This is a genomic window from Nostoc sp. LPT (assembly GCF_017115165.1).
Taxonomy (GTDB): domain Bacteria; phylum Cyanobacteriota; class Cyanobacteriia; order Cyanobacteriales; family Nostocaceae; genus Nostoc.
The window spans coordinates 1-22,070 of sequence record NZ_JABXKF010000054.1; the positions used below are offsets into that span (position 1 = coordinate 1).

The window sequence follows — 22,070 nt, forward strand, 5'->3', positions numbered from 1 at the left end:
GCTGCTGGTGATCTTGCTCCTGTAGCTCTAACTGCTCCTGCTATCAACGGTTAATTCTGAAGTTTAGCTAAATAAGAAAGCGCCCTCTGGTAATGGAGGGCGCTTTCTTATTTGTATAGGTAAAAGATAGGGTATACGTCAAACATTCCCAGTGCCAAAGCATATAAATTAACTTTTGCACAAACTCTAGGTAAAATACATAAGCCTCATCCTTTTTCTTTAAGATCATGGGCAACACTTTTGGTCATCTATTTCGTATAACTACTTTTGGTGAATCTCACGGCGGTGGTGTGGGGGTTGTGATTGATGGTTGTCCTCCGCAACTAGAAATTTCGGCAGAAGAAATTCAAGTAGAATTAGATAGAAGGCGTCCGGGACAAAGTAAAATTACTACACCTCGCAAAGAAGCCGATACCTGCGAAATTTTATCAGGTGTATTTGAAGGCAAAACACTAGGAACGCCTATAGGGATTTTGGTACGGAACAAAGACACTCGTTCGCAAGACTACGACGAAATGGCCGAAAAGTATCGCCCTTCTCATGCGGATGCAACTTATGATGCAAAATATGGCATTCGCAATTGGCAAGGCGGGGGTAGGTCGTCAGCGCGTGAGACAATTGGCAGAGTAGCAGCAGGTGCGATCGCTAAAAAAATTCTCCGTCAAGTTGCCAATATTGAAGTTATTGGTTACGTCAAGCGCATCAAAGACTTGGAAGGTGTAGTCGATCCAAATACTGTCACCTTAGAACAAGTGGAAAGCAACATCGTTCGCTGTCCTGATGCTGAATGTAGCGATCGCATGATTGAATTAATTGAGCAAGTTGGTAGACAAGGTGATTCTATCGGCGGTGTCGTAGAATGTGTGGCGCGTAATGTGCCGAAAGGTTTAGGTGAACCAGTATTTGATAAATTGGAAGCTGATATTGCTAAAGGTGTGATGTCTCTCCCTGCTAGCAAAGGCTTTGAAATTGGTTCCGGTTTTGGGGGGACGCTGTTAACGGGAATTGAGCATAATGACGAATATTATATTGATGAAAATGGTGAAATTCGCACTGTAACTAACCGTTCTGGTGGTATTCAGGGGGGAATTTCCAACGGGGAAAATATCATTTTACGAGTTGCATTTAAGCCGACGGCGACAATTAGAAAAGAGCAAAAAACAGTAACTCGTGAAGGTGAAGAAACGCTATTAGCAGCGAAAGGACGACACGATCCTTGTGTGTTACCGCGTGCAGTTCCAATGGTTGAGGCGATGGTGGCGCTGGTATTGTGTGACCATTTGTTACGGCATCATGGACAGTGTAAGGTGTTGTAAGGATTACACTGTGACTTTCAGAAAATATTTATGCTTCATGGGTGGGTTTCTGACTCGCCCTTTTTTACTATGATTGCTATAGTAGCGGATAACACATTTAACTACGTGCGATCGCATCTACTATCAATCAATATGGATAAAGAGTCTCAAAATCGGTTAAAACATTTTGCTGCTTTAAAGTCCAAGTACCAAGCAACTCAATATCAAGATTCATCACCCGCTAATCTGCTGTATCTCATACTGCGTAAAGTTGATTTAGGTATTGAACTCAGTGACTTAGAATTTAATTGGTTACAAGAGCATCAGCTTTTTGAAACCATTGAAATTATCTGGCTACAACAATTTAAGATGGGAGAATCCAAAAGACTAGAAGCTGAATTTTCTCATCTGAAAGCTAAGTATAAAGTTGCCAAAAACTGGGAATCATCAGTAGGTAATGTTTTGTATCCGATACTTTGGAAACTTGAGTCAGAAAATAGTTTGACTGATTCAGAAGTCAAATTATTGCAAGATAATAATCTTACTCAAACAGTTGCAATTGTTCAAGATATAAAACGCTTTGCTGATCTAAAGGAAAAATATCAAGCCACCAAGTATCAAGATTCATCTCCTGATAGCTCACTCTATAAAATACTAAAAAAGCTAGACACAGAAGCAAGTTTAAGTGATTATGAATATGAGTGGCTGCTAAATCATGAACTTTTTGAAGCTATAGAAATTTTTGAAAAACAAGAGTCTGCAAGACGGGCTAAAGTTATCGAGCTAAAGAGTAAGTATCAAGCAAGCCAACATCCAGACACATCCTTGTCAGGTCAACTATATCAAATACTACAAAAACTTGATGAGGATAAAAAATTAATTTACTCAGAAATTTACTGGCTAGAACAACAAGGACTTACTGAGACAATTGCTATTGCTAAAGAACTTGAACGAAAACGAGAATTTATTGCATTGAAGGCAAAGTATAAAGCTAGCCAATATCAAGATTCATCACCTTCTAGTTATCTATGTACGATTCTTAAAAAACTTGATTCAGAAACTCATTTAAATGAGCAGGATATTAATTATTTAAGACAGTCTCAACTACCTGGCACAATTGAAATTGCTAATGAAAAATATGCTTCTATTTTGAAATCAAAGATAGTATCAGGAGTAGTTTTGAGTAATTTAGAAGTTGATTGGCTAAGAAATAATGAATATGAAGATATCATTATTTTAGCCCAGCACAAGCACTTTGCTGCACTCAAAAGAAAATATAGATTGGCAGATCCTTCACTTCCGCTAGAGCCATTTTATGCGATCATGGTCAAGCTAGAGAAAAAAGAACGGCTAGATCCTAAGTTAGTTTTACAGCTTATGGAAGAGAATGAATTATATCATGGTGGTGAAATTGCTCTTGCGTATTTACAGACTAGAGGCAGAGTTTTATGAACAAGAGCTTGGCCGTACTGGACACAAGTGGAATATCCCCACAGCTAGTAGTTTTTGGCGCAAAGCAAACGAACCTGAACGGGCTTTAAAACTTACTAATATTGACTTAAATAGAGTCAATGATAATAATTTAAAATCAGCTATTTTAGTCACTAGAGGGGCAGCGTTTAGAGATAGTGATAAATTAAATGATTCAGAAAATTGTGCAAAAAAAGCTATGGAGCATCAGCCTGATAGTCATCAACCTTATACCTTAATGGGTGCTATATGTTATGACAGATATGACTATGAGCAGGGTGATTATTGGTTTGAACAAGCCATTCAGCGTGGGGCTGAAACTGAAGATATAGATGCTGAAAGAAAACGAGTAATCAGAAGTACAAAAAATGAGGAGAAACGACATGAAGCAGCAGAGTATTTATTAAAAAAAGATTCAGTTCGTTATGCTTGGGCTAAAGCTTATCTGAAAAAACCGAACAATAAGGGCTGAATCAAAAATTGAAATCTCATCATAAAAGCGAAATATAACTACCAAAAAAATCATTGCTTTACATTTAGCTGGATTTAAAAAAAAGTTGACAAAGCTCATGTAAAATAAAAGTATTAACAGAAACATTACTCTCACAAGATATTAAGCAATGCTAGTAAGTCAGAGTAGTGTTTACCAGGATTAAACCGCATGGATTTGATAACAATTTTAGGATTAGCTGCCGCCACAATAACCACAATCTCTTTTTTGCCACAGATGTTTAAAACTTGGCAAACAAAATCAGCAAAAGATGTTTCTTTGGTTACGCTGATTACATTCATAAGTGGTGTTTTTTTGTGGCTAATCTATGGAATTTATTTACAATCCTTGCCAATTATTCTTGCAAACGCCATCACATTGATTTTTAACTTAATTATTCTATGGCTTAAAATTAAATATAGATAAACTTGCCTCTAACAAACACCTGTGACATCATCTGTATTTGACTCTGAACGCCTTCTCTTTACCCCCGCTACCCCAGACACCAACGCTATCCCCATAATCTTCGCCTTTCCCAACGAGTACAGCGTAGGTATAACTAGCCTTGGCTATCAGGTAGTTTGGGCAACTTTTGCAATGCGTGATGATGTGCAGGTGAGTCGTCTGTTTACCGATACTCATGAACAACTCCCCAGAACGCCGGAAATTATGGGATTTTCTATTTCATGGGAGCTGGATTATGTGAATATTTTAAATTTGCTGGAATCTTTAGATATTCCTATTCGAGGAACCTCTCGTGATGATTTTCATCCGATAATTTTTGGTGGTGGCCCCGTTCTCACTGCTAACCCCGAACCTTTTGCAGATTTTTTTGATGTAATTTTGCTGGGGGATGGTGAAACCCTGTTAGGGAATTTTATTGAGGCTTACAAAGAAGTAAGAAATGCCTCAAGACAAACTCAACTAAAAAGACTTGCACAAATACCAGGAATTTATGTACCCAGTTTGTATGAGGTGGAATATCACACAAGAGATGGTGAAGTAAAGTCTATTAAACCAATTTCTGCCGAAATTCCCGCAGTGGTGCAAAAGCAAACTTACAGAGGAAATACCCTATCAGCTTCTACTGTAGTCACCGAAAAAGCGGCATGGGAAAATATTTACATGGTGGAAATGGTGAGAAGTTGTCCAGAAATGTGCCGCTTTTGTTTGGCGAGTTATCTTACCCTGCCTTTTAGAACAGCCAGTCTGGAAGATTCATTGATTCCAGCGATCGCCAAAGGTTTAGAAGTCACAAATCGGCTAGGATTATTAGGGGCTTCAGTAACTCAACATCCAGAATTTGAGGTGTTGCTAGATTATATTAGTCAGCCAAAGTATGATGATGTCCGTCTCAGTATTGCCTCAGTCAGAACTAATACTGTAACAGTCCAGTTAGCAGAAACTTTGACGAAACGAGACACGCGATCGCTTACTATTGCAGTAGAAAGTGGTTCTGAGAAAATCCGCCAAATCGTCAACAAAAAGCTGCATAACGATGAAATCATCCAAGCAGCCATGAATGCCAAAGCTGGCGGCTTAAAAAGCTTGAAACTCTACGGGATGGCAGGAATTCCTGGTGAGGAAGCAGAAGATTTACAGCAAACCGTGGCGATGATGCGTAATATCAAAAAAGCTGCACCGGGATTACGCTTAACATACGGATGCAGCACCTTTGTACCCAAAGCACATACGCCGTTTCAATGGTTTGGGGTGAATCGCCAAGCCGAAAAGAGGTTGCAGTTTTTGCAAAAACAGTTAAAACCGCAGGGGATAGAATTTCGCCCAGAAAGCTATAATTGGTCGATTATACAGGCTTTATTATCAAGAGGCGATCGCAGACTCTCCCAGCTTCTCGAACTTACTCGTGACTTTGGCGATTCCTTGGGTAGCTACAAACGTGCTTTTAAGCAACTCAAAGGGCAAATCCCCGACTTAGATTTCTACGTCCACGCCGAATGGTCAACAGAACAAGTATTACCCTGGAGCCACTTGCAAGGGCCTCTGCCACAGTCTACACTACTAAAGCATTTGGCTGATGCTAAGAGTTATATCAATCCATCCCTCAAAGAATTACAGCCAGTACTGGGGACTAGGAACTAGGGACTGGGGACTGGGGAGTGAGGAAAAAGCAAGGGAGCAGGGGGACAAGGGGGACAAGGGTGAATTATTGAATAAGTTTCTTTCTTATCTCCCCCCTCTTCCTTGTCTACCTTGTCTCTTCTTAATGCCCAATGCCCAATACCATTGAATTCATAGCTGAAAACTTGATTGATGCAAAACACAGCTGAGTATTACTGCGCTTATTGCGGCGAACCGAACTTAACTTTTATTGATTTGAGTGCTGGAGGACAGCAATCTTACGTTGAAGATTGTCAAGTTTGTTGTAACCCAAATATTTTGTATGTGCGGGTTGATGAAGATACCCTAGATATCGAAATTGATACTGAATCTGAAAGCTGAATTTTAGGTTTTTCTTTCCATGCTGCACTTTAAACATTCCTCAATCATTAATGCCTCACCAGAAGTAGTTTGGAAATTTCACGAAAGGCCAGATATTTTGCAACTGTTGAATCCACCTTGGCAGCCAGTGCAAGTGGTTCGGCGTGAGGGAGGGCTAAACGTGGGTGCTATCACCGAATTTCGCTTGTTTCTCGGCCCATTACCCTTAACTTGGTTAGCCCGTCATACTGAATGTGAAAAATATCGCCTGTTTACCGACGAACAGATATCTGGCCCTTTTGAATCTTGGGTACATCGACATGAATTTGAACCGGAAAATGGTAAAACCAGATTAACTGACGCTATTTCCTTCTCTATGCCTGGTGGAGGAACTGTTGAATTTGTCAGTGGTTGGCTAGTGCAAGCACAATTAGAAGCAATGTTTCGCTACCGCCACTATGTGACTAAACGAGAATGCGAGTAATTATAGACTTTGGCTGTTTAAAAAGCCCTAGATTAAAAACACTTGTTTTTATAATTACTAAACCTACCAGTACTATAACTTATATAATCCAACCGCTATACCAAAAACAGTTGTTGGTATGGCGGTTGTATATGTAATAATAGTTAAACTATCTTAATAGTTCTAAACATCTTCAAGTGTTGGCACTATCTAATGCAAAACACTTACCACTAATAAAGTTTTCTGGCTGGTGGTTAGTGCTTTTTGTGGTAACTATATTTTAGAAATTTTCACCTGAATACTAGGCGGAGTAAAAGCGTGATTCAATTAGAACAACCACCCAGTTATCAAACAAAATTGACTCCAGTTGTGAAAAGTAAATCTCAGTTTCAAGGACTTTTCATTGCTATTGTCATTGTTATTGCATGGGTCATTAGCTTGAGTTTATTACTTTCCCTTAATATCTCCAAATTACAATTTTGGATACTATTGCCTAGCATAGCTTGGCAAACATTTTTATATACGGGATTATTTATTACATCTCATGATGCTATGCATGGGGTAGTGTTTCCCCAAAACAGTAAAATTAATCATCTTATTGGAACATTAACCCTATCTCTTTATGGTCTTTTACCATACAAAAAATTATTGAAAAAGCATTGGTTACACCACGAAAATCCAGCAACTCAAATAGACCCAGATTTTCATAATGGTAAACATAAAAATTTCTTTGCTTGGTATTTCCATTTTATGAAAGGTTACTGGAGTTGGGGACAAATTATTGCTCTAACTCTTATTTATCAGTTTGCTAATCGCATTTTTCATATACCCCATGCTAATCTAATAACTTTTTGGGTGCTTCCTTCGCTTTTAAGTTCGTTTCAATTGTTTTATTTTGGTACCTTCCTTCCACATAGCGAACCAATCGCAGGGTATATTCAGCCTCATTGTGCCCAAACGATTAACCGTCCAATTTGGTGGTCATTTATCACGTGCTATCATTTCGGCTATCACGAAGAACATCACAAGTGTCCCCATGTTTCTTGGTGGCAGTTACCAGAAATTTACAAAGCAAAATAGTTTTTGTTTTTTTAATAAATAAGTAGGCATGAATAATTAAAGGTTTCTAGTCGGCGTTTCTAACCCTTAAAATCAGCTTGGGGCTGCTCACTAAAAGCAAATTTATTCTGCTTATGCCAATTGATAATTCCCGTCTTGTAACCTATAGTCCTGCTTATACAATCGTTCCTACTTACGAGTGCTTTAATCGGTGTAGTTACTGCAACTTTCGCAGCGAACCGGGTAAAAGTCCCTGGATGAGTCTTTCAGATGCAGACAGTATTTTAAAACCACTTCAAACCGAAAAAGTCTGTGAAATTCTCATACTTAGCGGTGAAGTACATCCTCATTCGCCAAAACGTCAGGCGTGGTTTGGACGGATTTATGATTTGTGTGAATTAGCGCTTTCAATGGGGTTTTTACCTCATACAAACGCGGGGCCACTGAGTTTTGAAGAAATGCAAAAGCTCAAGCGTGTGAATGTTTCGATGGGGCTGATGTTGGAACAGTTAACGCCAACATTGTTAAATAGTGTACATCGGCACGCACCAAGTAAATTACCAGAAGTTCGTTTACAGCAATTGCAATGGGCGGGAGAGTTACAGATTCCCTTTACAACTGGGTTACTGTTAGGAATTGGGGAAACAGTTGATGATTGGTGGGAAACATTAACAGCTATATCTCAACTGCATCAACGTTATCACCATATTCAAGAAGTTATCTTGCAACCTCATAGTCCAGGATATCAGCAAACTTTTGATGCACCACCTTTTAACCCTTATCAGTTACCAGAAGTAATTGCTAAAGCACGTCAGATTTTACCGCCAGATATTACTATTCAAATTCCGCCCAATTTAGTTAAAGATGACCGATGGTTACTCGCTTGTATCGAAGCTGGTGCGCGAGATTTAGGTGGAATAGGGCCAAAAGATGAGGTGAATCCCGATTATCCTCATATACAGGAACAGGCATTAAGAGAAATTTTACAGCCTGCGGGGTGGGAATTGATGCCCCGTTTGCCAGTTTATCCCCAGTTTGATGGCTGGTTGTCGGGAAAATTACAAACAGCAGTGAAGCGCTGGCGCAAGACTCTTACCCCAGTTTTTCTTTTGTAAGAACACGGAAGTAGAGATTTTCCCATCTAGAACACCAATTCAGTAATCCTGAAAGAACCTCTCTCCCAACCCCTCTTTGAAGCAAAGAGGGGAGTTTGGCTCCCCCTTGCCTACTAGGGAAGGGGGCTGGGGGGTTAGGTTTTTGAGAACTGAATCGATGCTCTATTAGTTAACGAGTATTTGAACTGGATGAATCCACCTTTGAACTCCGTTAACGAGTATTTGAACTGGATGAATCCACTTCTGAACTCCGTTAACGAGTATTTGAACTGGATGAATCCACCTCTGAACTCCGTTGACGAGTATTTGAACTGGATGAATCCACCTCTGAACTCCGTTGACGAGTATTTGAACTGGATGAATCCACCTCTGAACTCTGTTGACGAGTATTTGAACTGGATGAATCCACCTCTGAACTCCGTTGACGAGTATTTGAACTGGATTCATCTACCTCAATTCTGTATGATCTCAATTATTATGAGCATCATTGCTATATTTTTTACCTATGGTTAATAGTACTGACTTACTCGCAAACCTCTACAACGCGTTTAACCCCTTTGAACCTTTACCCGCAGGTGATCCCAAATATGTAGATTGTCAGGATGTGCGGGGAGATGCCGATATTGAGCAAGAGTTGGGAAATCGAATGCGACTAGCAAATACAAATACTTGCCAATTGTATTCTGGTCATCGGGGTGCGGGGAAGTCTACAGAATTACTCAGATTAAAGAAGTATTTAGAAAATCGGAAATTTTATGTAGTCTATTTTGCAGTTGATGAAGAGGATATCGATTCTGAAGATGCCCAATATACAGATATTCTCCTCGCCTGTACCCGCCGTTTGCTCAAAGATTTAAAAGAAATTGCTAGTCCTCGTCCTATACTTGACTGGTTAAAAAGTCGTTGGGAAGATTTAAAAGATTTGGCGCAGACTCCCATAGAGTTTGAGAGTCTGGGAGTAGAAACCCAACTTGCTCAGTTTGCTAAGTTGACCGCAAATTTAAGGGCTGTTCCGGAATTACGCCATAAGATTCGCCAAAAAATTGATCCTTACACCGTCACTTTAATTCAGGTGTTGAATGAGTTTCTAGCAGATGCAAAAAAAAACTTACCTACGGGTAAAACTCAACTGGCGGTAATTATCGATAACTTAGACCGGATGGTGTTAGTCAAAGACGGAGAACGCACCAACTATGAGGAAGTCTTTTTAGACCGCAGCGAACAACTCCAAGCTTTAGATTGCCATTTGATTTACACTGTCCCCATTTCAATGGTGTATTCTACCAGAGCAACAGACCTCAGAGATATCTACGGCGATCCCCAAATTTTGCCGATGATTATGGTAAACACTCTCAAGGGAGACATTTATCAGCCAGGACTCAAGAAAGTTAAAGAAGTAATTAACAAGCGAGTCCGGCAAATTGCACCGGAACTATCACTAGAAAAGGAAATTTTCGACAGTCCCCAAACCTTAGACAGACTTTGTTTGATGAGTGGAGGTCATGTGAGGAATTTGCTATTGTTAACTCAAGATGCCATTGGACGCACTGAAGAATTACCTGTTTCAGAAAAGGCAGTGCGACGAGCAATTACTCAAGCTAGAGATACTTTTCGCCGTGCTGTGGAAAATCATCAATGGTGTCTGTTAGCAGAAGTGTCTTCTTCTAAACGTATTATTAATGATGACTTGTATCGGAGCTTGATGTATAACCGCAGTCTTTTAGAATACCGATATTTTGATGATGATGGAGAGATGCAGCGTTGGTATGATATTCATCCATTGATTCAAGGAATTACAGAATTTCAAGAAGCCGTAGCGAAACTTTCATGAACCCAAATTTAAGTGATTGGGATGATGATTTACCCCCAGAACTAGAAGAAGCTTATCAAGACTTACTTCGCGCATTGAGGCGAAAATCAGGATTTGGTTTGTTTTTTGTGCAATGTACACCTGGAGAAGCAGACAATTTCATTGTCAAACTTCCTCAGGAGATGCCGCAGAAGAAGATTGCAGTTTTACGCTTGGTTGAGGCAATAGATAATTTATATCAGCCAGTGACAGAATTTATTAAAGACAAGCAAATTGATATTTTATTGATTAAAGGTCTAGAGTATTCTTTATACAAGTATGAAAAAAGGAATTTTGGTGAAATTACCGAAGGAGAATTTAGTAATTTAACCAATGTTCCGCATATTTTAAATCATTTAAACCAGCAGCGAGAACGTTTTAGAGATGATTTTCCGGTTAGCTTTGTTTTTCTTTTACGTTCATTTTCGATAAACTATTTTATTCATCGCGCCCCAGATTTTTTTGATTGGCGTTCTGGGGTATTTGAATTACCTACAGCGCCAGAGTTGGTAGAACAAGAATCAAATCGTCTTTTATTGGAAGGAGACTATGAAGAATATTTGCAACTCAGCTCCGAAGAAAAAATAGGAAAGATTTTGGAAATTCAAGAACTAATTACTGAAACCTACCAGAAAGTAATTCGTAGGTCTAATTTATTATTTAAAATGGGAAATTTGTTATTTGCTGGTAATGAATATGAAGGAGCTATCACATCCTACGAGCAAGCACTTAAAATTCAACCTGAGTATCACTATGCTTGGAATGGTAAAGGTAATGCACTAGTGAATTTGGGGCGCAATGCAGAAGCGATCGCTTCCTACGACAAAGCACTGAAATTTAAACCTGATTTCCACCTAGCTTGGAACAATCGGGGCATTGCACTATATGATTTAGGACGCTTTGAAGAAGCGATCGCTTCCTACGACCAAGCACTGAAAATTAAACCTGATTTCCACCTAGCTTGGAACAATCGGGGCAATGCGCTAGATGAATTAGGACGCCCTGAAGAAGCGATCACCTCCTACGACCAAGCACTGAAATTTAAACTAGATTATCACCAAGCTTGGTACAATCGCGGCATTGCGCTAGATAATTTAGGACGCCCTGAAAAAGCGATCGCCTCCTACGACCAAGCACTGAAAATTAAACCAGATGACCACCAAGCTTGGAACAATCGCGGCTATGCGCTAGATGATTTAGGACGCACTGAAGAAGCGATCGCCTCTTACGACCAAGCACTGAAATTTAAACCAGATTTACACCAAGCTTGGTACAATCGCGGCATTGCGCTAGATGATTTAGGACGTACTGAAGAAGCGATCGCATCCTACGACCAAGCACTGAAATTTAAACCAGATTATTCAAGCCCTTTCTACAACAAAGCTTGCTATTATGCGCTTCAAGGTAATATTGAGCAGGCGCTGGAAAATCTACAACAAACAATTAATCTGAATCCTGATAAATATCGAGAGATGGCAAAAAGTGACTCAGATTTTGATAGTATTCGGGAGGATGAGCGCTTTCAAGCTTTAATTCAATAACCGTTATAAAAACTAAACTAATGTAGCGATTAATCTAGCGATCGCTTTCACACTTCCACTGAAAATGCTAATTTAAATTAAAAGCGATCGCCCGTAAATGAATTAGACTAACATTATAAAAATCCTAACTAACAGTTATGCAAAATGAATTGACTACTCTGACTTATGAAATTGAACTAAAACCAGGGGAGAAATTGAATCTCCCAGAATCAATACTGGAAAATATAACTACAGGACGCTGGGTAATCACCATCCAACAAAAAGCGGAAGAACCCAAAAGTACCCGCAACCATAACGCTTTTTTGAACGGTTACGCACCAGAAGACGAAGGACTTTATGACGACTATCCAAGCAGGTGAGTTTTGGGTAGCAGATATTCCATTCACTAGCGGTGGCAGTTCTAAAAAACGCCCCGTGATTGTATTGTGGATAGATGGAAATGATATTGTAGTAGCAGTAATTACATCTGCAAAACCACGCACACAAACTGATGTACCTCTAAATGATTGGGCTGCAAGTGGCTTGCGTGTTGCATCAACCGTGCGTCTGTCTCGATTAAATTGCCTAGAACAGTTTTTGTTGCTGGCTAAAATAGGGCAAATTTCTGAATTAGATGCAAAAAGTTTAAAAGAAGTATGGGATTTGCATATCAAGCCTCAATTTTAAGCAACTTAAATTAAAAGCGATCGCTACAAATTTATCTTTATTTAAAGACAGTGTGAATAGAAACCATTGCTCAACGGGCTACATAGCACTATCACCAAAATAGCTTCAAATAAATACCCACGGTGAACTAATTCCTAACGCATCCCTCAAAGGAGAGAGATAGGAGCCTAAACCCTGTTGTAAAATAGACATATAAGGATTCGGGGGGCCATTTAACTGGTCATAAACGCCTATAGAAACTATTTTTGGAAATCTCCAAGGTCTGAAGTCCAGCCAGCTGAAGCAACTACAGCGGCTGTATCACCAGCGCATACCAGGCGATCGCATCACCACGCCTGAGTTTTCCCAGCGTCTGGCAGCAATTAGCACAGAAGTCAATCAGCCTGTGTGCGCCTACATCAACCGTCGCGGACAAGTGATTCGCGTCGGTGTAGGCACACCGCGTCAAACGCAAATACCACTGATGGAATTGCCCCGTTACGGTGCAGAACGACTCAGTGGTATTCGTTGTATTGCCACCCATCTCAAGCCAGAACCGCCCAACGAAGCGGCGCTCACGGCTATGGCACTACAACGCTTAGATGCCCTAGTTGTCCTAAATATTACCGGAACCGGATTTACACGGCGGGGAGGCGGTGCGACTGGGTATGTCAAAGAAGCTTATCTAGCTCATCTGACACCCCAAGAGTCTCGCACCCTGATTACTAGTCCTGCTGCTCTCAAGGTAGAGGAAAGCCAAATCCAATCTCCAAGTTGGAATATATCGTCACCTCTGGACTTAGACGAGCTGGCAGATCAGGATTTAGTAGACTTGGTAGAAAATCTGGAAGCGGAATTCCAGCGCGAATTTATCGCCCAGGAAGTAGATGCTGACCACGATCGCGTGCTGATTGTGGGGCTGATGACCAGTGAGATGACTCCCCTACAATTCCAGGACACTTTAATGGAATTGGGGCGTTTAGTTGATACTGCTGGGGGAGATGTATTACAGACAATACAACAAAAGCGATCGCGCGTTCATCCCCAGACGGTAGTTGGCGAAGGTAAGGTGCAAGAAATTGCCCTAACTGCCCAAACACTAGGAGTCAACCTCGTTGTCTTCGACCGCGACCTTTCACCCTCCCAAGTCCGCAACTTAGAAATGCAAATTGGTATCCGGGTAGTTGACCGCACCGAAGTAATTTTGGATATCTTTGCCCAACGCGCTCAATCTCGTGCCGGGAAGTTGCAAGTAGAACTAGCACAGTTAGAATACATGCAACCGCGACTGGCTGGTAGAGGTCGCACCATGTCCCGATTAGGTGGTGGTATTGGGACTCGTGGCCCTGGTGAAACCAAACTGGAAACTGAACGCCGTGCCATTGGGCAGCGGATTTCCCGGCTGCAAAAAGAAGTGAACCAGTTGCAAGCCCATCGTTCGCGGTTACGGCAGCGACGACAGCATCAAGAAGTTCCTTCAGTCGCTTTAGTTGGATATACCAACGCTGGGAAGTCCACTTTGCTGAATGCTCTCACTAATGCAGAAGTTTATACAGCCGACCAGCTATTTGCCACTCTTGATCCTACCACGCGCCGCCTGGTAATTCCTCATGGCGAAGCTGATAAACCTCAAGAAATTCTCATTACAGATACGGTAGGGTTCATACACGAACTGCCTGCATCGTTAATGGATGCCTTCCGCGCCACTTTGGAGGAAGTCACAGAAGCTGATGCCCTACTACATTTGGTAGATTTGTCTCACCCTGCTTGGTTACGTCATATTCGCTCAGTCAGAGAAATTTTGGCACAAATGCCAATAACTCCTGGCCCGGCGCTAGTGATTTTTAACAAGATTGATCAAGCCAATAGTGAGACACTAGCTCTAGCTAGAGAAGAATTCCCCCTCGCGGTATTTATTTCCGCAAGTCAGCGCTTGGGATTAGAAACCCTACGTCAGCGCCTTGCCAAGCTGATTGAATACGCCGTCGATTCTCAGTAAATACTGAAATAAATTTTTAATATCTAGTTGAAAATGCCATAGTTACTATTAGCTACGGCATTTTTTATTGAAAATAATAGATATAATCAACTCCCTGCACCTCAACCGATTTCTGTAGATTAGGTTATGAAGGGATAAAGCAGCCACAGTCAGTGGCAAAGCTCTAAAATTAAAAAGTATTAAATCAAGTTGAGGACATCATGGCTGCAAAAGTAGAAATTTACACTTGGAGGACTTGCCCGTTTTGCATTCGTGCCAAAAGTTTGCTGAAAAACAAGGGAGTTGAATTTATTGAATACAGTATTGATGGAGATGAAGCAGCCAGAAATAAAATGGCTCAAAGAGCAAATGGACGCCGTTCTTTACCGCAAATTTTCATCAACGACGATCACGTTGGTGGTTGTGATGATATCCACGCTTTAGAAAGTCAAGGCAAGCTGGATGAGCTACTAACTTCTAGCAATAGCGTATAGGTTCAGAATGTATTGCGCTAGCGACAAACCACTGCAAATTACACGGCAGTCGCTATAACTCTAGAAAAACAACGCGTTGCCTTGTCTACAGGTTTCCTCACAAAACCAATCTGTCCACAAGACTTTACCCTCCAGGTTCTACTCAGCAGTAAATATGTACATCAATTGGTGAGAGCATCAAGAGATAATAATTGAATAACCATTTAATTTCTTGGTGATTGAGGTATAAAGGGTGAAACTGGCTTTTATCATTGATCCCATCCATCTACTTGACCCGTGTCATGATACCAGTGTTGCCCTAATTGAAGCAGCCCAAATCCTGGGACATGAAGTTTGGGTGACTCAGGCAAATCTGCTGAGTGTGGTGGAGGGCAAAGCTTGGGCTATCCTACAGCGAGTTGAAGTTGTACCAGTACAGTTAGTCAAGGGACGCTGGGTAGCGGCGAATCCTTGGTATAAGTTGAGCGATTCCTCCTTAACTTCTTTAGAGACAATGGACGCCGTATTTATGCGGACAGATCCACCTGTCAATGATTCCTACCTCTATGCCACCTACATTCTCGATTACATTGACCAAAATAAAACTCTGTTGATTAACAGTCCCAGTGGCATCCGAGGGGCAAATGAAAAAATGTACGCCCTCCAGTTTACCAAAGCGATTCCAGAAACGATTGTCAGTGCTGATAAGCAGTTTATCCGGCAATTTGTGCAAGCAAAGGGGGCAGCAGTTCTCAAACCGCTGGGTAACAAAGCTGGCGAAGGAATTTTGTTTTTGCAATCAGGCGATCGCAATTTTAACTCCATTGTTGAACTCAGTACCCTTCAAGGTAAAGTCCCAGTAATGGTACAAACTTATTTACCGGAGGCAAAAGAAGGAGATAAGCGGATTATTTTGCTTAATGGTGAACCAATTGGTGCGCTCAATCGCCTTTCTAGTGGAACTGATTTTCGCAATAACATGGCAACTGGTGGTACAGTCGCTCAAACCGAAATTACCCCAAGAGAGTATGAAATCTGTACTCAAGTCGCCGAACGCTTATGCCAAGACGGCTTAATTTTTGTGGGTCTTGACGTTATCGGTGGCTACCTAACTGAAGTTAACGTCACTAGTCCTACCGGAATTCGTGAGATTGACCGCCTAGATGGTACTCGCCTTGGTCATCAGGTTATTCAATGGATTGAACAGACACTAAAAATCCAAAAATAATTTACATTTATTTTTTGGTTGATGTCCTATTCCCCAGCAAACAGACTTTCTTTGGACACTTACGTGGACAGGTTCCCTATGCTACTTTGTTGAGGAAGTATATTTGCTTATGCGGAAGATGCGTTTAATAGATGGTGAGGGGTAGATGTTCAATGTCTAAGACGGGCTGTGACGCTCTTGCGTCCCTAACACTGCGCTATCGGTGATGCATCCTTAGTTGGGCAGGTATTCCTATTGTTTTGTTCTGAAAGCATAGCTAGACATGCAAGCCAGTAGACTCCTGCCTAAATTCTTTCTATAAAGTAGCGTTGACAAGTTTTTTTACCGATTGGCAAAATTGGGGATGGCAAAAGATTGCTTATCCCTGCCCTTGGTAAAACCCTGGTGGAAGTAGCAGATTTTATACAGCGTTCATCTTGACCTGAGACTGCTAAGTTAATCTAAAATCTCAAATCCAAAATCTTTTAATTCCTTGGTGTACGTCGATTTCTCAGAAAATCAGGTATATCTAATCCAGGTTTTTCTTTTGGTTCTGGAATTGGAGTTGGAGTTGAACTTGGAGTTGGAGTTGAGGTTGGGGGATTAACTGTCGGTTGCTGTGTTGTTGGACGCTTCGAGGTATTAGGTGCTACTCGAACGTTAGCCACGCTTTGTTGTACCGCAGCTTGCACTTCACCTGTAAATCCGGTGGCAATTACAGTAATTCTTACCTCACCTTGGAGCCTGTCATCAATTACAGCCCCAAAAATAATATTGGCGTTGGGATCAACTACCTCATAGATTGCTTCTGCGGCTGCATTCACTTCATGCAAAGTCAGGTCAGTACCACCTGTGATATTAAATACAACTCCTCTAGCGCCTTCAATAGAACACTCTAGTAATGGTGAAGAAATAGCTGCGATCGCAGCTTCTCTAGCTCTAGATTTTCCAGAGCTAACGCCAATTCCCATCAATGCCGATCCCGCATCTGCCATCACAGCTCGGACATCAGCAAAGTCAACGTTTACCAAACCGGGGATCGTGATGATATCAGAAATACCTTGCACCCCTTGACGCAGCACATCATCTGCATAGCGAAAAGCTTCTTGCACAGGCGTTTGTTCGGGGATCACTTCCAGCAGTTTGTTGTTGGGGATAATGATCAATGTATCTACTCTACTTTTTAGTCCTTCAATACCTTGTTCCGCTTGGCTAGTGCGACGGCGTCCCTCAAAAACAAATGGACGTGTGACTACACCAACAGTGAGAGCGCCCATTTCTTTGGCCACTTCTGCCACGATTGGTGCTGCACCCGTCCCAGTACCACCCCCCATACCAGCAGTGATAAATACTAAATCTGCACCCTCTAAAGCTGTAGCAATTTCGTCTCGTGATTCCTCAGCTGCCTTTTGACCGATAGCAGGATTACCACCTGCTCCTAAACCCCGTGTTAGCTTCTGCCCAATTTGCAATCGACTTGGAGCGCCAGCTAAGGTAAGAGCTTGAGCATCAGTGTTAATTGACCAAAACTCTACCCCAGAGACATCAGACTCGATCATGCGGTTAACAGCATTGCCACCACCACCACCGACACCAATCACTTTAATGTTGGCGACCCGACCAGGAACAATCTCGCCAATTCGGCTATTTTCCGGAGAAATTTTCTTATTATCGTGATTTTGCCCGAAGTTCAGTCCAGAGTTATTAAAGGGATTGGTCGAGTTAACTGCCAGAGAGAACCCCGGCTGTCCCGTAGATTGGGAATTTTTATAGTTAAGTCCTTGGTTATTATCAAGTGTCATTGGATTTGTGAAAGGGTAGATAAACGACTTTTTCAGGTGTTATTCACCTAAGAGTCAACTTTAGTTTGACAATGCCACAATACTATGGCGTTGTTCTTTATTGTTTTCACTACTGCCAAGCCTAACAGAATTGGCAGTGCGAAAATTTGCTATGGGATAAGCTTTTAACACAGCCGATCGCACAGCCAATTCTAGAGAAGTATACCTATATTTATCTAAAACTGACCTGTATAACTTCAACCAGACATTAATCTCTTGATTATTCTCAGCAGAGGGTATAACTTGTAAAGACACACTACAGCGTATCTTCTCTGCCTCAATAATAATATTGTTAATAGGTTTCACCATTGGGGATGATTGCAACTTTAGACACAAAATTTACCTTCTACTTACTTATTCTTAAGGTTAAACTAAGCAAGAATTTACTTGTCAGACTATACCTGATTAATTTGTTGTTTGGGTGGTCTCAATGGACACTTTCTTGGAGCAATAGTCTATCCTACAAGAACCCTGACTAGTGCGGCCAACAAATCAAGATTTCCTAAGAGATTTCGTCACCTAATAGGAATTACAGCACAGAGCAGTCTAAACTTATTGGCCAAAAGTAATGCTTACGCAACTTTGGGTGGCATTTTTCGTTACAGATTGAAACTTCGGTAAACTGTCTTTGGAAGTATCCTCAACAGACCAAAGTCAGAGCCTTTTTGCCTCTGCACTTGAATGGCGGCGTAAACCCTTCTCATTAGTGCCCTCTGCTCACGAGTCTGAATCTGAATGAAAAGCTCAAGCAACTTTCTCTTTTTTGCACTGGGTTTAGTCAAAGAATGTATGGGCAGAATGCGTTTTGCACGCCATAGACCATCATTAGATTGTCTGACATCTTGCACCCTACTATTAGATGTTAGGGTAACAATCAAGGGTCTGTTACTCCCAATGGAGATTTTATTATTGATCTTCTCATTTTAATTAGAAGTTAATGCCGATTTTCGTGCGATTTGCTGGAAAACTGAAAATAATAAATATATTTATCATCAGCATAAAGCTTCTTAATTTACTAGGAGCTATCAAAACAATAAACACGCTAGATGTTTTTAGGAATTTTGGCAGTTAATTTTTGGTCTTTTTGGTTCATTTGTACTAATGGAAAATCGGGATTTTTTAGATCAATATACTCTATTTGACTGGAATTAAATTTTGTTGTTAAATGGCGCATTTGGGCAAGTACCTTAATTTGTTCAGATAACTGGGGGCCTGGCACACCGAGATGCACGTTTCCTAATTCTGTTTTCAAAATTAAATTTGTTGGATTTTGGCAATCAATTTCTATAACTTTCACGGGACTTTGGCTCACAGCTTCATGGAGTTGAGTCCAGTAAAGGCAGTATTGATTTGGCGAACCAATTACTCTGAGATTGGGTAATTTTTTAGTGGGATTGAGTAATGTATATTTTTCTAAAGGCATCCAGGCCCCACTTGCATCTAGTAAGCCGATTGTTACTTTTTTGTTGCCACGTGTTTGAGTTACCGCTACAGGTACTCGTTCTTGGATTTCAATGATTAATCCAGGAGGAAACAGGCGTCGTCTGACGATCGCTTGGGCAATAGTTGGTTGTTTCTTCAAAGAGTTAGCGATCGCTGACGGTTCAATCCGCCATAAAGACTGAGGGTAAGACAGCACCAACAATGACTGAGTTGTTTGATCCGACAGCAATTTATTGCCTGATTTCATCACTATTTGTTTGGGAGCCTTTAGCATCCACACTGGTTGGACTGCCACCCACAACAATCCACCCGCCAAACCAGTAATGGCAAAGGTTCGCCAAATAGCTTGAATAATTCTCATCCGACGCTGCCGACGCAATTTCTGACGACGCTGGGCTAGATGCGTGCGGGAAACTGATATTATGCCAGCCATTCACACCCCTTTTTGCTTGCAGTCTAAATTCCTTGACAAGCTCATATCATTAATTTTAGTAAACACTGTTGGCATCTTTTAGCCGCTCTCCTCAAGACTTTTTTTATTTTTAGTAACACTTTACAGTAACTACACAAGGATTATGGCGCTAGTCATTATTCCTATTAAAGTTTACGGTGTCCAGTTTTAACTGACTGTAGTCTTTTTGACAAGTTATTTTTGAAGATTTTTCCTTAAAGATTACAAAATATTAATTGAGATGTATGAGATTTTGCCTTCTTGACAAATATAAGGTGAAATGATACACAAGTATTCCTGGATCTCTGTATACCTTGCTATAATTCATACTAGTTAGACTCATTAGCTATCCAAACTGAGGATCATGAAATTTTGTAGCTTTTTTTACTTACTTCTTAAACCATATAATTTTATGGCAGGCCAAACAGAAGCGAAAGATTGTCAAAACTTCAATAGCAGGTGTAAAAAAGACAGATATGCTTAAAGACTGAGGGGTCAAATGGTACGAATAAAAGATGAAATCCTTGCCAGGTAGGGGTATAGGGATAGGGTGTAGGTTCGGAAAAAATCAAGAAAAGTAAAAATAAGTGCGAACATAAATAAATTTCTTTGCTACGCAATGGCGCGAATGTCACTATACCCCACACCCTACACCCCACACCCAAAAGCTTTGCAGATAATGGGTTTGCATTATCTTAGTGCCATTCGCTATTAGGGTCAATTAAATCTCTAACATACTACTGACAGTAATCTGGCAACAAGTGCTGTCTTTTGCAAGACACTACCACCTTGCGAGTTAATCCTGTGTCTACATCCTAGATCAGGATTAATTGTATAAAAAATCCAAACTAAACTGCATCTACATAAACCTCTACATACATGAAAACGACATTAAATTTGTCACGTTTTTATAAAGCATGTAACCCTAGCTACACGCTAAATATAAGTAACGTACTAGATCGGCAGTATTACATAGATTTTGCTGATGTACGTGGTTGCAAGATTGTCGAAGAATTGCAACGGACTATTATTCGGATTTCTCCTGACGAGCCAACCTGTCAGTTATTTACGGGTCATATCGGCTGCGGTAAGTCAACGGAATTGCAGCGCCTCAAGACAGAACTAGAATTGGCGGGATTTCATGTGGTTTATTTTGAGTCCAGTCAAGACCTAGACATGGCGGATATTGATATCAGCGATATTTTGCTGAGTGTAGCCCGTCAAGTCAGTGCCAGTTTAGAAGGCATTGGCATCAAACTTAAACCTGGTTATTTTACTAATTTGTTTAAAGAAGTAGGCGATTTTTTGCAAAGCCCCATAGAGCTTTCTGGACAAGCAGAGTTGTCCTTGGGTATTGCCAAAATTACTGCCAAAACTAAAGATAGCAACCAGATGCGGAATCAACTGAGGCAATATCTGGAACCACGAACCAATAGTATTTTGCAAGCGATTAACGAAGAAATTTTAGAAAAGGCTGTTGAACAGCTAAAGCTAAGGGGTCAAAAAGGACTGGTAGTGATTGTAGATAATTTGGATCGAGTCGATATGCGTCCCTTAGCATCCGGGCGATCGCAACCAGAATATCTCTTCATTGACCGAGGCGAACAGTTACGCCGACTTAAATGCCACCTAGTTTACACAATTCCCCTAACGTTAATTTTCTCCAATGAGTATGAGACACTGAAAAATCGTCTGGGGGGAGGAATTGCACCAAAAGTACTACCGATGGTATTAGTGCGGCAAAGAGATGGCAGTGACTACGAACCAGGAATGTCACTAGTGCGCCAGTTAGTTCTAGCTAGAGCTTTTCCAGAAGTTCCTTTGAATAGCAGACTGTTATTAATTACAGAATTATTCGATCACTCCCAAACCTTGGATCGTCTATGTCGTGTTAGCGGTGGTCACATTCGTAACTTATTGGGCTTACTTTATAGTTGCCTGCAACGACAAGATCCGCCTTTTTCTAGGGATTGCTTAGAAGCAGTGATTAAGGATTATCGCGACGATCTGCTATTAGCTATTGATGAATCCCAGTGGGAATTATTGTTTGAAGTAGTACAGCAGCAGAGAGTTAAAGGTGAGTCTGACTATCAGAGCTTGCTAAGAAGTATGTATTTGTTTGAATATCGCGATCCTGTGGGGCGCTGGTTTGGCATCAGTCCAGCCTTAGCAGAAACAGAAAAAGTTTTGGCTTGGCAACAAAATAAGTAACAGTCAATTGTCATTTGTCATTGGTCATTTGTTAGTGAACTAATGACCAATGCCCCATATCCAATGCTCAATGCCCCATATCCAATGCCTAATGCCC

At 41.0% G+C, this 22,070-nt stretch carries 22 protein-coding genes; 18 read left to right on the forward strand and 4 right to left on the reverse strand.

Features of this window, described 5'->3' with window-relative positions:
* Nucleotides 1-227: 227 nt before the first annotated feature.
* From aroC to HWQ58_RS12880, 3 genes are all read left to right on the forward strand, one after another.
* A complete protein-coding gene (aroC, locus tag HWQ58_RS12870) occupies nt 228-1,316 on the forward strand; it encodes a chorismate synthase (protein WP_292862642.1) in 1,089 nt (362 codons plus the stop codon).
* Between the two features lie 132 nt (nt 1,317-1,448).
* The gene (locus HWQ58_RS12875; protein WP_292862645.1) at nt 1,449-2,747 is read left to right on the forward strand and encodes a hypothetical protein; all 1,299 of its coding nucleotides are present in this window, start codon (nt 1,449-1,451) and stop codon (nt 2,745-2,747) included.
* Nucleotides 2,695-3,237, forward strand: a complete 543-nt coding sequence (locus HWQ58_RS12880; RefSeq protein WP_292862648.1) for a hypothetical protein — start codon at nt 2,695-2,697, stop codon at nt 3,235-3,237. The genes HWQ58_RS12875 and HWQ58_RS12880 overlap by 53 nt, the downstream gene beginning before the upstream one ends.
* Nucleotides 3,238-3,368: 131 nt before the next feature.
* On the opposite strand, the gene HWQ58_RS12885 is transcribed toward HWQ58_RS12880, so the two are convergent.
* Nucleotides 3,369-3,557, reverse strand: a complete 189-nt coding sequence (locus HWQ58_RS12885; RefSeq protein ID WP_292862750.1) for a hypothetical protein — start codon at nt 3,555-3,557, stop codon at nt 3,369-3,371.
* Between HWQ58_RS12885 and HWQ58_RS12890 the strand changes: the two genes are divergently transcribed.
* The 14 genes from HWQ58_RS12890 to gshB all read left to right on the forward strand — a co-directional run bounded on the left by HWQ58_RS12890 (nt 3,484) and on the right by gshB (nt 16,048).
* Nucleotides 3,484-3,681, forward strand: coding sequence for a SemiSWEET transporter (locus tag HWQ58_RS12890; protein WP_292862738.1), 198 nt, complete (start codon nt 3,484-3,486; stop codon nt 3,679-3,681). The two genes, HWQ58_RS12885 and HWQ58_RS12890, sit on opposite strands and share 74 nt — an antisense overlap.
* Before the next feature lie 21 nt (nt 3,682-3,702).
* Complete coding sequence (locus HWQ58_RS12895; protein ID WP_292862651.1) at nt 3,703-5,358, forward strand: radical SAM protein; 1,656 nt, start codon at nt 3,703-3,705, stop codon at nt 5,356-5,358.
* Nucleotides 5,359-5,529: 171 nt separating this feature from the next.
* Nucleotides 5,530-5,718: a CPXCG motif-containing cysteine-rich protein gene (locus tag HWQ58_RS12900; protein ID WP_012411100.1), complete on the forward strand. Its 189-nt coding sequence runs from the start codon at nt 5,530-5,532 to the stop codon at nt 5,716-5,718.
* A 19-nt stretch (nt 5,719-5,737) separates the two neighbouring features.
* Complete coding sequence (locus HWQ58_RS12905) at nt 5,738-6,181, forward strand: SRPBCC family protein (protein WP_292862654.1); 444 nt, start codon at nt 5,738-5,740, stop codon at nt 6,179-6,181.
* A gap of 297 nt (nt 6,182-6,478) precedes the next feature.
* The gene (gene crtW / locus HWQ58_RS12910) at nt 6,479-7,240 is read left to right on the forward strand and encodes a beta-carotene ketolase CrtW (RefSeq protein ID WP_292862657.1); all 762 of its coding nucleotides are present in this window, start codon (nt 6,479-6,481) and stop codon (nt 7,238-7,240) included.
* A 113-nt stretch (nt 7,241-7,353) separates the two neighbouring features.
* A complete protein-coding gene (gene cofG, locus HWQ58_RS12915; protein WP_292862659.1) occupies nt 7,354-8,334 on the forward strand; it encodes a 7,8-didemethyl-8-hydroxy-5-deazariboflavin synthase subunit CofG in 981 nt (326 codons plus the stop codon).
* Between the two features lie 201 nt (nt 8,335-8,535).
* Nucleotides 8,536-8,847, forward strand: coding sequence for a hypothetical protein (locus HWQ58_RS12920; RefSeq protein WP_292862661.1), 312 nt, complete (start codon nt 8,536-8,538; stop codon nt 8,845-8,847).
* On the forward strand, nt 8,840-10,165 hold the full coding sequence (locus tag HWQ58_RS12925) for an AAA family ATPase (protein WP_292862663.1): 1,326 nt from the start codon (nt 8,840-8,842) through the stop codon (nt 10,163-10,165). The genes HWQ58_RS12920 and HWQ58_RS12925 overlap by 8 nt, the downstream gene beginning before the upstream one ends.
* The gene (locus HWQ58_RS12930; protein ID WP_292862665.1) at nt 10,162-11,724 is read left to right on the forward strand and encodes a tetratricopeptide repeat protein; all 1,563 of its coding nucleotides are present in this window, start codon (nt 10,162-10,164) and stop codon (nt 11,722-11,724) included. Before HWQ58_RS12925 ends, HWQ58_RS12930 begins: the two co-directional genes overlap by 4 nt.
* Before the next feature lie 137 nt (nt 11,725-11,861).
* Nucleotides 11,862-12,083, forward strand: coding sequence for a hypothetical protein (locus HWQ58_RS12935; RefSeq protein WP_292862667.1), 222 nt, complete (start codon nt 11,862-11,864; stop codon nt 12,081-12,083).
* The gene (locus tag HWQ58_RS12940; protein ID WP_292862669.1) at nt 12,061-12,390 is read left to right on the forward strand and encodes a type II toxin-antitoxin system PemK/MazF family toxin; all 330 of its coding nucleotides are present in this window, start codon (nt 12,061-12,063) and stop codon (nt 12,388-12,390) included. Before HWQ58_RS12935 ends, HWQ58_RS12940 begins: the two co-directional genes overlap by 23 nt.
* 232 nt (nt 12,391-12,622) lie before the next feature.
* Nucleotides 12,623-14,368, forward strand: a complete 1,746-nt coding sequence (gene hflX / locus HWQ58_RS12945; RefSeq protein WP_292862741.1) for a GTPase HflX — start codon at nt 12,623-12,625, stop codon at nt 14,366-14,368.
* Nucleotides 14,369-14,568: 200 nt separating this feature from the next.
* Nucleotides 14,569-14,841, forward strand: coding sequence for a glutaredoxin 3 (grxC, locus tag HWQ58_RS12950; RefSeq protein ID WP_292862671.1), 273 nt, complete (start codon nt 14,569-14,571; stop codon nt 14,839-14,841).
* Between the two features lie 232 nt (nt 14,842-15,073).
* Nucleotides 15,074-16,048, forward strand: a complete 975-nt coding sequence (gene gshB, locus HWQ58_RS12955) for a glutathione synthase (RefSeq protein ID WP_292862673.1) — start codon at nt 15,074-15,076, stop codon at nt 16,046-16,048.
* Between the two features lie 464 nt (nt 16,049-16,512).
* Here the strand turns inward: gshB and ftsZ are convergent, their stop codons facing one another.
* The 3 genes from ftsZ to HWQ58_RS12970 form a co-directional block, all read right to left on the reverse strand.
* Nucleotides 16,513-17,829: a cell division protein FtsZ gene (gene ftsZ, locus HWQ58_RS12960; protein ID WP_292862675.1), complete on the reverse strand. Its 1,317-nt coding sequence runs from the start codon at nt 17,827-17,829 to the stop codon at nt 16,513-16,515.
* A 60-nt stretch (nt 17,830-17,889) separates the two neighbouring features.
* Nucleotides 17,890-18,177, reverse strand: a complete 288-nt coding sequence (locus HWQ58_RS12965; protein ID WP_292862677.1) for a hypothetical protein — start codon at nt 18,175-18,177, stop codon at nt 17,890-17,892.
* Nucleotides 18,178-18,910: 733 nt separating this feature from the next.
* A complete protein-coding gene (locus tag HWQ58_RS12970) occupies nt 18,911-19,744 on the reverse strand; it encodes an FtsQ-type POTRA domain-containing protein (RefSeq protein WP_292862679.1) in 834 nt (277 codons plus the stop codon).
* 897 nt (nt 19,745-20,641) lie between these two features.
* On the opposite strand from HWQ58_RS12970, the gene HWQ58_RS12975 reads away from it, so the two are divergent.
* The gene (locus tag HWQ58_RS12975; protein ID WP_292862681.1) at nt 20,642-21,973 is read left to right on the forward strand and encodes a P-loop NTPase fold protein; all 1,332 of its coding nucleotides are present in this window, start codon (nt 20,642-20,644) and stop codon (nt 21,971-21,973) included.
* Nucleotides 21,974-22,070 lie beyond the last annotated feature (97 nt).